Annotated in this window: 10 protein-coding genes; 7 read left to right on the top strand and 3 right to left on the bottom strand. The window is 55.0% G+C overall.

Annotation, left to right across the window (positions count from 1 at the left end; genetic code table 11):
• Positions 1-37: 37 nt before the first annotated feature.
• From ACR0IY_RS15215 to ACR0IY_RS15200, 4 genes are read left to right on the top strand one after another with little or no spacing between them, the layout of a single operon-like run.
• Positions 38-1,066 carry an ABC transporter substrate-binding protein gene (locus tag ACR0IY_RS15215; RefSeq protein WP_480674697.1) on the top strand — a complete coding sequence of 343 codons (1,029 nt, stop codon included), beginning with the start codon at positions 38-40 and terminating at the stop codon, positions 1,064-1,066.
• Positions 1,063-1,872, top strand: coding sequence for an ABC transporter ATP-binding protein (locus ACR0IY_RS15210; protein WP_480596280.1), 810 nt, complete (start codon positions 1,063-1,065; stop codon positions 1,870-1,872). The genes ACR0IY_RS15215 and ACR0IY_RS15210 overlap by 4 nt, the downstream gene beginning before the upstream one ends.
• Entirely contained in the window at positions 1,869-2,741 is an 873-nt protein-coding gene (locus ACR0IY_RS15205; RefSeq protein WP_480674694.1) for an ABC transporter permease, read from the top strand. Before ACR0IY_RS15210 ends, ACR0IY_RS15205 begins: the two co-directional genes overlap by 4 nt.
• On the top strand, positions 2,731-3,807 hold the full coding sequence (locus tag ACR0IY_RS15200) for an Ldh family oxidoreductase (protein WP_480674692.1): 1,077 nt from the start codon (positions 2,731-2,733) through the stop codon (positions 3,805-3,807). Before ACR0IY_RS15205 ends, ACR0IY_RS15200 begins: the two co-directional genes overlap by 11 nt.
• A 42-nt stretch (positions 3,808-3,849) precedes the next feature.
• Here ACR0IY_RS15200 and ACR0IY_RS15195 read toward each other — a convergent pair whose 3' ends face one another.
• Positions 3,850-4,527 carry a GntR family transcriptional regulator gene (locus tag ACR0IY_RS15195; RefSeq protein ID WP_480674690.1) on the bottom strand — a complete coding sequence of 226 codons (678 nt, stop codon included), beginning with the start codon at positions 4,525-4,527 and terminating at the stop codon, positions 3,850-3,852.
• 10 nt (positions 4,528-4,537) lie between these two features.
• Positions 4,538-7,414 (bottom strand): FAD-binding and (Fe-S)-binding domain-containing protein, encoded by a 2,877-nt coding sequence (locus tag ACR0IY_RS15190; protein ID WP_480674688.1) that lies wholly within the window; start codon positions 7,412-7,414, stop codon positions 4,538-4,540.
• Positions 7,415-7,550: 136 nt separating this feature from the next.
• On the opposite strand from ACR0IY_RS15190, the gene ACR0IY_RS15185 reads away from it, so the two are divergent.
• Both ACR0IY_RS15185 and yghX read left to right on the top strand, forming a co-directional pair.
• Entirely contained in the window at positions 7,551-8,714 is a 1,164-nt protein-coding gene (locus ACR0IY_RS15185; RefSeq protein WP_480674686.1) for a pyridoxal-phosphate-dependent aminotransferase family protein, read from the top strand.
• Positions 8,715-8,804: 90 nt separating this feature from the next.
• Positions 8,805-9,692 carry a YghX family hydrolase gene (yghX, locus tag ACR0IY_RS15180; RefSeq protein WP_480674684.1) on the top strand — a complete coding sequence of 296 codons (888 nt, stop codon included), beginning with the start codon at positions 8,805-8,807 and terminating at the stop codon, positions 9,690-9,692.
• Between the two features lie 509 nt (positions 9,693-10,201).
• Here the strand turns inward: yghX and ACR0IY_RS15175 are convergent.
• Complete coding sequence (locus ACR0IY_RS15175; RefSeq protein WP_480674682.1) at positions 10,202-11,212, bottom strand: LacI family DNA-binding transcriptional regulator; 1,011 nt, start codon at positions 11,210-11,212, stop codon at positions 10,202-10,204.
• 203 nt (positions 11,213-11,415) lie between these two features.
• Between ACR0IY_RS15175 and ACR0IY_RS15170 the strand changes: the two genes are divergently transcribed.
• Positions 11,416-13,641: a DUF1989 domain-containing protein gene (locus ACR0IY_RS15170; protein ID WP_480674681.1), complete on the top strand. Its 2,226-nt coding sequence runs from the start codon at positions 11,416-11,418 to the stop codon at positions 13,639-13,641.
• Positions 13,642-13,661: the final 20 nt, after the last annotated feature.

The raw sequence follows: 13,661 nt of genomic DNA, 5'->3' as shown, positions 1-13,661 counted from the left end.
CTGCGGGGTGCCAACCATGCAAGGGAGGAAGACTACAATGATGAACAGAAGGACTTTTACAGCGTCCTTGCTTTCGGCGGTTCCGGTAGCAGGAGCACTAGGAACAAAAGGCTTTGCGCAGGACTTGCGTAAAATAACCTTCGTTCAGCCAAGCCCTTCGGCAATCAATTCATTTCCGGTTTTTGTCGCCATTGGAGAAGGGTATTTTGCGGATGAAGGGTTGGATGTGACAGTTGAGGCGATCAACGGCTCAGGCGCCGTGCTTCAGGCGTTGTCCGCAGGTCAAGCCCACTTCGGCCGCCCCGGCCCCGGCCCGCTGATTGCCGCACGCTCGCGCGATGTGGATGCGGTTCACATCTACAACGTTGCGGCTCGCAGCAACTTCGGCATCGCCGTGCCAGAAGACTCTGACATCCAAAGCGTTGAAGAATTGCGGGGCAAAGTCATCGGGACAGGTACTGCCGATGGCGCGGAAGTGGGCTTTGCACGCAACGTGATGACTGGCGCGGGAATGAAAGAAGGGGAAGACTTTACCTTCCTGACTGTCGGCGACGGTGGCCCTGCGACCGCGGCTTTCCTGAATGGCGAAATCGACGCGTATTCCGCGTCCACCGCTGACACGGCAATTCTGAACCAACGCGGAATGGCCGTGCGCGACATTACGCCTGCAGAGTTCGGGCGTTTCTTCGGTAACGGCATCGCCACAATGGCCGACACAATCGCCAACGACCGCGAATTGGTCGAAGCCTGGAGCCGCGCTTTCGCTCGTGGTCATGCCTTTGCGCTGGATGATGCCAACCGCGAAGCTGTGTTGAAGCATCTGGCGGACGGCAATCCGCAGGAAGGCGAGGACAAGGAGTTCCAGTCAGCGCTGTTTGATGCCGTACGCTCGAAAACCATAGCAGCAGATCCAAGCAATGGTCTGGGATGGTACCCCGCCGAAGTTTGGCAGGAATGGCAAGACGCACTTGTTGCAGGGGGCGAAATCCCAGGGCCGCTGGATGATCTGAGCGCCGCCTGGACCAACGAATTTGCCGCCATCGGCAACGAGGCCGCCAGCAAATGAACGCTGAAGTCACACATGAGTTTTCCGGCGCGCCCTTGGGCACGCCGGTTTACGAGTTGACCCATGTAAGCAAGACCTATGCGCGCAATCTTGTTGTTGCGCTTGAGGACATTAATCTGACGCTTCGGAAAGGCAGTTTCACATCTGTCATCGGGTCCAGCGGATGCGGAAAGTCAACTCTGCTCAAGATCATGGCGGGTCTGATCCCGCCCACCAAAGGGCGTGTGATCCTTCAGGGGCAACCCGTGACGGGAACCCGCCGGGACATTGGTATGATGTTCCAGCAGGCAACGCTTTTCCCGTGGAAAACTGCAGTCGAAAACATCGTATTGCCGATTGAGATCCGCGACGGAAAGGCCGCGGCCAAGCAAGCTATGGCCAAGGCGCAGGAACTTTTGGACATCGTGGGTTTGCAAGGGTTCGAGAACGTATATCCGAACGAGTTATCGGGCGGCATGGCGCAGCGCGCCTCGATCTGTCGGATGCTGATTACCGAACCAGCCGTACTTTTGATGGACGAACCGTTCAGTGCGCTCGACGAATTGTCACGTGACATGATGAATATGGAGTTGCAGCGGATTTGCCGGGAACAGGATGCGACCGCTTTTCTTGTGACGCACTCAATTCAGGAAGCTGTTATCTTGTCTGACGAAATCGTCGTTTTGAAGCCGCGCCCGGGCAGGATTGCAGAAATCGTTGAGGTCGACCTGCCACGTCCACGAACACTCGATATGATGACGACACCGAAATTCGGCGCTATCGTAGACTACATTCGCAGCCTCCTGGATAAGGGAGAAGAAATGTGAGCGAAGTTCAGAATTACTCACCTTCCGTAAAAGACGCTGACGCCTCAGAAGACACTGTTTGGGAGCAGAAAGTTCACTTTATCGACTCGGTTCCTCGCTGGCTGGCGATGACCTTTGTCTTCGTGGTCTTCGTCGGAACCTGGCAGACTGTGACCAGCCTTAAACTAGTCTCTCCAATCATTCTGCCGACGCCTATGGAAACCCTTAAGGACATGATTTTTGTGGGGCAAAACCTTTTGACCGGTGGTTACATGCTGGCAGCGCTGTGGATCACCATAAAAGAGGTCATATATGGATTTGCGCTAGCAATCGCGATCGGGTTTTCTCTGGGTGTTTTGGTTGGCGAAACGGCCTTTGGCGAAAAAGCTGTAATGCCGTACTTGGTGTCTATCGATACGATGCCAAAGGTAGCTTTCGCCCCTCTGTTCGTAGCTTGGCTAGGATTTGGTATTGAATCCAAGGTGGCACTTGCCGCCTTTATCGCCACGTTCCCAATCGTGGTTGGTACTGCGGCTGGACTTCATGCCGCCGACGAAAACGCGCGCATGTTGTTCAAGACGATGGGCGCGAGCCGGATGCAGACGCTGATCAAGATGAAGCTGCCGACGGGCCTGCCGCAGATATTCACCGGCCTCAAGATCGGAGCAGTCGGCGTTATGGCAGGCGCGATAACAGGAGAGTTCCTGGGCGGAGGAAAGGGATTTGGCGAGCTGATCCGTGTCGCGGCCTCGCAGCTCAATACACCTCGGGTGTTCTCGTTGATCCTGTATCTCAGCCTCGTCGGGCTGGCCGTTTTTGCAACAGTGGTTTGGACACAGCGTAAATTGGTATTCTGGCACAAAGAGCAAGTTGGAAGAGATGACTTCTGAATTTGTGAAAATAAACTGCCAGACCCTGCGTGAATTTGTGGCGAGCGCACTCGAAACTCAAGGTGTGCCAACAGCAGATGCGGGAAAGGTGGCCGCCCTGATGGTCGAGGCCGACATTTATGGTTACGGTACGCACGGTGTCTTTCGCCTGCGCCAGTACCTTGCGCGGTTGGCGGGTGGCGGCTCTAATCCAACGCCAAAAGTCGCTGTAGCACATGAGACTGTCGCAACGGCTTTGATCGACGGAGATGACGGTCTTGGCCATTTGGCTATGTCGGCGGCGCGAGATCTTGCAATAGAAAAGGCAAAAGAGGCCGGCATCGGATGGGTCGGTGTACGGCGCGGCAACCATGCAGGACCACTCGCACTATATGTGCGCCCGCAAGCCGAGGCTGGGATGCTTGGCATGGCCGCAGCGGTGGGCAGTGCAAACCACGTGCCGCCTTATGGCGGTAGCGACTTGCTTCTTGGTACCAATCCCATCGCTTTTTCTGCCCCTGCCGAAGAGCCTGATCCGTTTGTTTTTGATATGGCGACGACTGTCGCCGCGATGGGTAAGATCAAGACCCTGTTACAGCAAGGCAAGCCCATGCCCGAGGGTTGGATGGTTGGGCGCGATGGCAACCCATTGACGGACCCTGCCCGCAAGTCAGAAGGATTTCTGTTGCCGATCGGCGGTCCAAAAGGTTTCGGTCTTTCTGTAGCTATCGGGTTGATGGCCGGGGTCTTAAACGGCGCTGCCTTCGGCTCTGACGTGGTCAACTTCACCTCTGACACGACATCATCCACAAACACAGGGCAATTTGTAATGGCGCTTGATCCGGCAGCCTTTGGAATGGAAAAAGACTTTGCTTCTAACGCAGCCCGTGTCTTTTCCGAAATGCGCGCATCCGCCCCCCTGCCCGGTCATGAGCCGGTACGCTTGCCCGGAGATAGAAAAACGGCCGCGGCTGAAGCCCGCCGCAAAGACGGTGTGAGGCTTAACCCCGCGCTTTGTCGAGATCTCAACAAACTGGCCCTGGACTGTGGGCTGAAGCCCCCATTTCCTGGTATCAACACTGACTAGGGACTTATCCGAGGAAAATTGGCAAGCGCTTTGAAACAGAACTCAGCAGAGCGACCCGTCCTCTGCCTCTAGTGCTTTCACAAGGGCCGAAAGCTTGTTCATCATGTGTAGCTTCATGGTTTTGCCAAGCCCATCTGCATCACGAGCTTTTAGCAATTGCATCATGGCTTCGTGTTCATCAATTGCCTGTGCCCAGCGCTCGTCCGACAAGTTGGCCATAAAACGCGCGCGGCGGACCCGCCCGGCCAACAGCTTGTGGTGGCTTTCCAAGATGTCGTTTCGCGCGCCCTTTATTAATGCCTGATGGATGTCCTGATTGGCTTTAAAATACGCCTGCCGGTCACGTGACTTATAGGCTTTCAGCATATCCTTGTGGCAGCGCTCGATCTGTTTAATTTCCGAAGAGTTCATCCGTTGACACGCCAACTCTCCTGCCAGTTGCTCAAGCCTTGCAAGCACTGGAAACGCATTCTCCAACTCCTCTCGTGTGACACTTGCGACCCGGGCACCTCGGTTGGCTTGAAGTATCACAAAGCCTTCTGATGCAAGCACCTTAAGAGCTTCACGCAAGGGTGTCCTTGAGACGCCCAACGAGTCACAGAGTTGTTTTTCGGGCACTTTTTCTCCCGGCTTCAGAACATCTTCGACAACAAGGTTGCGCAAGCGTTCGACCAGTTCTTCGTGAAGGGTTGGGCGATCAATGCTATCTGTTAGGTTCATTTTTCATTTCCTAAACATCAAGAACCATATCCAACAGGCGTGCGACGTGAATTGCTTGGCGCGGCGTGCCTTCGGCGATCTGGTGGCGGCAAGATGTGCCATCTGCCACGATAACTGCATCCATAGGCGCCGCTTCCAGCGCCGGGAACAAGTCGAGTTGTGCCATCTTCATAGAAACATCGATAGTTTCGGGCGCGTATCCAAATGCGCCGGCCATGCCGCAACAACCGCTTTCAATCATGTGAACTTGTGCTCCGGGAATGCGTCTCAAAAGGTTGAGCATGGGTTTATCGGCATCATGTGCTTTCTGGTGGCAATGTCCATGCAGGTAAATTGGGCGATCTAATGGCTTCTGGGGCAAGTCCGGTTGTTTGATCAGAAATTCCTCAAAAGTATGTGTGACGCTCGACAACTTCTCCGTTTCCGGTCCTGGACAAAGAGCCATAAACTCATCCCGGAAAGTGAGGATGGAAGAAGGTTCCAGTCCAACCACAGGCACACCTTTGGCAACCGCCTCTCGCGTCGCGCCAATCACGCGCTGTGCCTCGTGGCGCGCTTCGTCAACACAACCCATGGCCAAGAGAGTGCGCCCGCAATCCAGCGGCCTTCCTGTCTGGTCATCCCGGGCTACAGCGACCCGTAGCCCTAGCGCACGCAGAACCCGGACTGCGGAGCGCAGGTTATCAGGCTCGAAATACCGGTTGAACACATCGGCAAACAACAAAACCTGCGGATCGTTGTCCTGCGCCTCGGCATCTCGGAACGGATCGGAGGACCACTCTGGAAGGTCACGTCGCGCGGCAATGCCAGTTGGGCCTTCCAAGAGCTTACGCAAGGGTCCAATTTTATTTCGTAAATTCAAAAGCCACGCAACTTTTGCGGTTTTTGGCGCATATCGGGGCAGATAAGCTATTAATTTATCGGCTAGTTTCAGCCCTTCTCTTTTTCGCTTCTCAGACAGCACTTCAATCTTCATTCGGGCCATGTCGATGCCAGTGGGACATTCCCGAGCGCACGCCTTACAGGATACGCAGTATTTCATCGTGTCCATCATCGCGTCTGACGTTAAACCGCCCGGCATCTGCCCGCTGATGGCAAAACGCAACGTGTTCGCCCGTCCACGCGTTGCATCGCGTTCGTTTCGGGTCGCGCGGAAGGAAGGGCACATAACCCCACCCTTTAGTTTGCGACACGCACCGTTGTTGTTACACATCTCGACGGCGCCCTGGAATCCTCCTCCAGCACCTGGCCAAGCCGACCAATCCAACGCAGTCTCGAATTCTGGAACGGAATAGTCCGAGCTGTAGCGGAATAGTCGGCGGTCATCCATGGCAGGTGCGTGTACGATCTTGCCGGGGTTCATCACACCCAAAGGGTCAAATCGCGTCTTAACTTCTTCAAACGCTGACACAATACGTTGGCCGAACATCTTGCCATGAAACTCTGATCTTACGATCCCATCACCGTGCTCACCTGAATGAGACCCTTTGTACTTCTTGACTAGATCAAAGGTCTCTTCGGCAATCTCTCTCATCGTCCGGACGTCTATATCCTGCCGCATGTTCAGGACAGGACGAACATGTAAACACCCGACCGAGGCATGCGCGTACCATGTCCCCTTGGTGCCATGTCGGGCAAAAATTTCGGTCAGGCCAGCGGTGTAATCGGCAAGGTCGGGCAACGGGACGGCGCAATCTTCAACGAATGAGATTGGCTTGCCGGCCTCTTTCATCGACATCATGACATTCAACCCGGATTTCCGGTACTCGGCGATAGCATTCTGCAAAGAGTTGTCCGTAATTGAAACAACTCCGCCCCATCGGTTCTTTACCCCGTTGAAATCAAAGCCGAGATCTCCCATCAGTTGCGAAAGCTCGACCAGTTTTTTGGCATTGGCCTCGGCGCTGCCCTCGGCGAATTCAACCAGCAGGAGGGCCTCGGGATTGCCTTCTACAAAAGCTTCAATCGTTTCGCGAAACAAAGGGATTTCATGCCCCAATGCAATCATGGTGTCGTCGATCAACTCTACCGCCTGAGGGTTGAGCGTCACGATGTGCTGGGTGGCCTCCATTGCGGCATGAAATGTCGGGAAATGGCATATGCCGGATACTTTTTCGCCCGGCAATCGCGCCAGGTTCAATTCCAGTTCCGTGAAATAAGCCAGCGTACCTTCTGACCCCACCAGCAAATGGGACATGTTGATGTCGTTACCTACGAGCGCGTCGATATTGTACCCGCCTACACGACGCTGGACTTTGGGAAAACGAGCTTCAATTTCAGCAGCTTCGCGACGGCCCAGAGCACGCATGTCACCAACAAGATCTGCATAATCGCCAGATGCGGTCGTATCAGCGCTGAACCGCGCTTCCATGCCGTCAACTAGGATTGCGTTTATTGCGCGGACGTTATCTCGCATGATCCCGTATCGCAGAGACTTTCCGCCTGAAGAGTTGTTTGCTGCCATCCCCCCAAGAGTGCAACGAGACGCGGTTGAGGGGTCAACGGGAAACCATAGGCCATGCTTTCTCAACGCTTGGTTCAATTGATCCAGAACAACACCGGGCTGAACGCGCGCGATACGTTTCTCAACGTCTACATCTAGAATGCGGTTCAAGTGTTTTGTGTTGTCCAGCACAACACCTTGGTTGACCGTTTGTCCGCATTGCGACGTGCCGCCGCCGCGAGGAAGAACCGAACATCCTTCGTCCCGCGCAACGGACATCACGGCTTGAACATCTTCTGTGGATCGGGGGATCACCACAGCGTCCGGCATCATCTGATAGATTGAGGCATCGGTCGCGTATCGGGCACGCGATGCCAGTTCTGACATCACTTCCCCCCGAACATCAGACAGCAGTCGACGGTACAACGATCCCTTTTCTACCATCAGGTTCGCCTTCTCTTCCCTGTAAGCCCAACTTAACGCTTCACTTCACCATTGACTGAATAATGAATTCATAATTAACTTTTGCAATAGGTAATCGCACCGCTCTTTTGGCACCAGCGTAAGGATCACAGTTCAAATGCGTCAGGCGGGTAGACACTTTTTGCAAATTCCAGGGCCAAGTGCTGTGCCCGAGCGCATCCTAAAAGCCATAAGCACGCAGACCATTGATCACCGAGGAACCGATTTTGCCGAAGTTGGGGAAAAGGCCCTCAATGGCATGAAAACGATTTTCAGGACAAAACAGAACGTCTTCATCTACCCTTCATCCGGCACAGGCGCATGGGAAGCCGCACTTGTGAATACAATGTCGCCGGGCGAAAAAGTGCTCATGTTCGAAACCGGACATTTCGCCTTCATGTGGTGCAACTTGGCTGGAAAACTAGGATTGCAGCCAGAGCTGATTGAAGGAGATTGGCGTGGTGGTGCGGACCCCAATCAGATTGAAGACCGCCTACGCGGAGATAGTCAGCATGAGATCAAGGCGGTTTGCGTTGTACACAATGAAACGTCCACCGGGTCAGTCTCGCCTATTGAGGACGTGCGCAGAGCTATGGACGCTGCGCAGCACCCTGCACTTCTGATCGTCGACTCCATCTCTGGCCTTGGATCAATTGAATTTAGGTTCGACGATTGGCGCGTTGATGTCTGTGTCTCAGGCTCGCAAAAAGGGCTGATGCTACCGCCTGGCCTAAGCTTCAACGCTGTGAGCGATCGTGCACTGGAACACTCAAAATCCGTGACCACGCCGCGAAGTTATTGGGATTGGCGGGGTATGGTCGAGCCAAACCAAAATGGTTTCTTCCCCTATACGCCCGGCACCAATCTTCTCTATGGACTGAATGAGGCGATCGATATGTTGCACGAGGAAGGGCTAGAGAACGTTTTCGCTCGGCATACTCGCCACGGAGCCGCGACTCGGGCTGCCGTGCAAGACTGGGGCCTCGAGGTTTTATGCGCTCGCCAAGGACAGGAGTCTGGCGTGCTGACCGCAGTTAAAGTGCCTGAAGGGCACTCCGCCGACGCCTTTCGTGCAGCGGCACTGGAACACTATGATATCTCGCTAGGAAATGGTCTGTCCAAAGTGGCCGACAAAGTATTTCGCATAGGTCATTTGGGCGACTTCAACGACCTGATGTTGATGGCCACACTCTCAGGCGTAGAACTGGGGCTGGCCAAAAGCGGGATGCCTCACAACGCAGGCGGCACTCAGGCCGCATTGGAACATCTCAAGGCTGCGTAAAACTGGACTGAGTGTCCAATAACAGAACCATGACCCTTTGATCTGACAATACCCCACGGTTTGAACCGCCAACTCATCAGGAGATTCACCATGACTCGCATGACGGCAAAAGACTTCGACCAGGAACTTCTAGATCTGTACGATTATTATGCGCACGGTAAGATCACCAAACGCCAATTTCTGGAGCGCGCCGGAAAATTCGCGGTTGGCAGCTTAACGGCTGCCGCGCTGCTGAACATGCTCAGCCCCAACTATGCATTGGCCCAGCAAGTGTCATTCAACGATCCCGATATCCACGCGGACTACATTACCTATCCTTCACCGAATGGAACCGGCGATGTCCGGGGCTACCTTGTTCGTCCCGCTGGAGTGGAAGAGCCCCTGCCCGCGGTGCTGGTCATCCACGAAAATCGCGGCTTGAACCCCTACATCGAAGATGTGGCGCGCCGATTGGCGAAAGCCGGGTTTATGGCGCTGGCTCCGGACGGCCTGACTTCGGTGGGCGGATACCCAGGCAATGATGCTGATGGGCGCGAGCTGCAAAAGACAGTCGACCAGGTCGAACTGATGAACGATTTCTTCAATGGCTTTGAATACCTGTTGAACCGAGAAGATTGCACCGGAAAGGTCGGCGCTGTGGGTTTCTGCTATGGCGGTGGTGTCGTCAGTGCAATTGCGGTGGCCTACCCAGAACTTGCCGCCGGTGTGCCTTTCTATGGCCGTCAGCCAGCCGCTGAAGATGTGGCAAAAATTCAGGCACCGTTGCTGATTCAAATGGGCGAGCTTGATGAACGTATCAATGCAGGTTGGCCGAATTTCGAAGCCGCTCTGCAGTCCAACGATAAGGTTTACGAGGCGCATATTTACGAAAATGCCAACCACGGTTTTCATAACGACAGTACGCCACGCTATGATGAGGAGATGGCAAACCTAGCCTGGGAACGGACAATCGATTGGTTCAACACTTACCTCAAGTAATTGAAGTGGGCTGCTAACCCAGGCAATCATCGGTATCGCATCGTCGCAATCCTAACAGGCAAAACAGTGTCTTCGGCATCTGGTCTGCAAATCAACCATGATCTTCCCAAAAAGGTTGTCGGGATCAATCAAATCGGTTCGACACTGGATGATGGACGTGAGGCGAAAATGGCAAGGCTCCGTCGCTGGTGGCAGAGTTATATGTCGCCTTACAATTCATGTGGGGCGACGCATAGGTTTGCCAGTGAAGCACAGATAATCCATTGTTTTTGTTACACTCTGCTTTCCAGGGGCGCACGGACTCTGCCATTTGCGACTCAAAGCCTTTCCATTAAATCAGCACCTTTACTGAAATTCATCCGGTATTCGCTGCGTCTCGATGAATGCGCAAGTGTGCTTCTCGCGGGCATCTTCTGTGGACTGTACCGACTGGGGGTCAGCGCCCATACAGGGCCTTCGGCATCATCCATAGTCTCGCTCGTGTCGCAAATCGTGAAGACCCGGTTGTCTCAAAATCGTTTTGTGGAGTTCCGAACAACGAGACGTGTATCAAGCTCTTCGGATTTGGGTGCCTGATTAGTTTCGATCCAATTGGCTAGGGCATCTGCTGCTCGTTCACCCATTTGGGAAACGGGTAGATGTACGCTTGTCAGTGGCGGAACGGTCACGGACGATATTGGAAGGTCGTCAACGCCCACCATAGAAATCTGGTCTGGGACGCTGATGTTTTGGGCCTGAAGACCAAGCAAAACCCCCAGGGCGACGACGTCGGATAGACATAGAATTGCCTCGGGTTTGGTGCTCAGACCGCCTAGATGTTTTGCAACGTCTACCCCGCCCTGATGGCTAATCTCGGTCTCGAAGGTTGAAAGCTTTCCGGTGAAGGGAAAGTTTGTAATGCCGGCAAGGCGAGCTCGAGTGCGGTCATTGTCGTGAACCGGACCATGCACGACAGCAATGTTGCGATGTCCGAGCTCGACAAGATGTTGCAAGCCAAGTTGTGCCGCAGCCGCGTTGTCATATCCGATGGTCGGCAATGGGTTTTCGGGGTCAAAGAAAGACGTAATGATTGTGGGCAACATGGCGCGCTCGATCAGATCGAGAAGCGTAGGATTGTGCGTGGCTCCTGTGATAATCAGACCCTCGGCTCCGATATCCAGCAGGCTTTTGGCTTTCTCGGCTTCGATATCCAGACTTGCTTCGGTGGTCGCTACGATCAGCGACAATTGGTGGTCCGATAACTTACGTTCTAACGCCGCAAGAAAGCGGGCAAAAATCGCGTTGTCCAAAGTTGGGACCAAGGCGCCGACAAATCTGGTGCGTCCGGAGTTGATGGCGCGCGCGGCGGCACTTGGGACAAATTTCAGGTCAGCAATGGCAGCTTGAACTTTTTCCAGAGTGTCTTTCTTAACCACCTTCGGTTCATTCAACACCCGCGACACTGTAGCAACGGACACGCCCGCAGCTTTTGCGACATCCCTGAGATTTGCGCGTTTTTTAGGCTCTGGAGCTTTTTGCATCGTTGGTTTTGGCGTCCGGTTCGCTGGTTTCTGAGTAAAGTGTTGACATATGTAACTAGTTTCATCAACCTATGTAACTAGTTACATTTTAGGAAATCAGCAGCGATATGCAGGGGTCATCTGTCTTACATGCGTTCACGAATTCAGGGTTTGACGGCCCTGGCCGCCTGTTCCCTGGGTTTCAAAAAGCGTCTGACACCCGCATGCATAACCTTACTCCGCGTGAGGCAGTTCGACTGATCGCAAAGCCCGGTGATTTGCTTTCCATAGAAGGGTTTGGCCCAAAGCAAGCACTGGATGTTGTGGCGTTCAGCAATGATGGGGAATCGGGACTGGCAGCGCTGAATTTGGCGGCAACCGGGCTGATCAAATGGGGCGATTTTGACAGTACACGGCTCCTGACTTGGGTCACGGCGAACGGCGGAAATCGGCAGGTTCCCTGTCACAGATTGGACCACGCGCCCGAGCCGCTGATTCTCCGCGCGGACCACATGGTAACGGTCTGGGTGATCCATACCGCTGGGGTTGCAGGGTTGATTGAAGGCCGTGCGACCGGGAACATAACTGTCCTGCACAAATCAGCAACATCCAAAGGGCCGCTTTTGCCACCCTTGCTGGGCGACACGCGGGACGAATTCACGGTACAGCGCGGTAGTGCGCTAGCCTATGAGCTGAAGGCTGGCGAACTTGTTCAGATCATTGATATCGAAGGCCAGCAGTGTTCTGACTTCATGGCGCTGCGGGCGTCTGGGTTGGATCAGGGGCAAGAGTGGATGATCGACTCAACCGCGACCCGGTCGATGGTACGCCGCGCCTACCCCGGCCCCGGCTTGCTGGACAAGTTCTTTGATCGCGAGATGCGGCCGCTGTTGAACGTCGTGCAGGATACATGCGGTCGACATGACACATTCGGGCTGGCCTGCACCGCGCGCGGGTATGAAGAGCGGGGATTCCCTGGCCATCTGAACTGTTCGGACAATATGTCAAACGCCTTGGCCCCCTACGGCGTCTCACGGCGGGCTGCGTGGCCTGCAATCAACTTCTTCTGGAATACATGGATCGACCCGACGAACCATCACATTCTGACCGAAGAATCCCACTCGCGTCCCGGTGACTATGTCGCCATGCGCGCTCTTGAGGATCTGGTTTGTGTCTCGACCGCCTGCCCGGACGACATTGATCCCATCAATGGCTGGAACCCTACCGATGTGCATGTGCGCATCTACCGCCCCGAAACACCCATCCGCCGAGCGGTTGCTTATCGCGAAAAGGAAGACGCTCCCATGTCGATCAGTCAGGAGTCCGCGTTTCATGACCGTCTCTCGCCGCTGACACAGCATTTCGCCCCGGCACGTGATCTCTGGACGCCCGTCAGTTACCCTGCCTACGGCACGTTGGGTGAATACTGGGCCTGTCGCCAGGCAGTGACTGTTCAGGACATGAGTGGACTTCGCAAGTTCGACATTGTCGGCCCGGATGCCGAGGCGCTGATGCAATTGGCCACCACACGCAATGTGGCTAAGCTACCGGTCTGGCGCGGGTCTTATACATTGATGTGTGACGAGAGCGGCTCGGTCATCGACGATGGTACCCTGTTCCGACTTGCCCCCGAGATCTTCCGATGGTGTTGCGGCACCGAGGAAAGCGGGCGGGCGTTGCAAGAACTGGCCGATGCGCGCGGCCTGCAAGTGCGGGTCCATGCCTTGCGCGGGGCGATGCCAAACCTCGCCATTCAAGGGCCAAAGTCGCGAGAACTGCTTCGCAAGATCGCCTTTACGCAACCGCATGTGCCGGGGTTGGACCATCTGAAATGGTTCGGCGTAACTGTCGCGCGGCTATACGACCGCGAAGGTGCGCCATTCATGCTGTCACGCTCGGGATATACCGGTGAGTTGGGGTATGAGGTCTTCTGTTCCAAGTCAGATGCCGTTGCGATCTGGGATGCGGTGATGACGGCTGGGGAAGAGTTCGGGATCACCCCAATGGGCTCGGCCGCCCTGGACATCATCCGGATTGAGGCGGGGCTGGCCGCGGCCAATGCCGAGTTTGCACCGGGTATCGATGCGTTTGAGGCCGGTCTGGGCTTTGCCGTCGATCTGACCAAAACCGAATTCACGGGAAAAGCCGCACTGGAACGCAACGCTCGCGAGCCACGTCGGGCACTCAAAGGGCTTTTGATCGGCTGCGATGATGTGCCAGCGCACGGTGCCCCCGTCTACGCGGGTGAACGGCAAGTGGGAGTGGTAACGTCTGCCACCCGCTCACCGACGCTGGAACACGCAATCGCAATGGTGCGGTTATCCATCGAACACGCGGAAAATGGCACTCAACTTGAGATCGGACAACTCGACGGGCGGATGAAACGCCTGCGTGCCACCGTCACGGACATTCCATTCATAGACCCGCAACGTAAGCGGGCGCGCGCCTGAAGGCGCATGCAACTCAACGC

It is taken from the genome of Ruegeria sp. BC1 (assembly GCF_056539305.1).
This window is presented reverse-complemented; position numbering and strand designations above follow the sequence as displayed.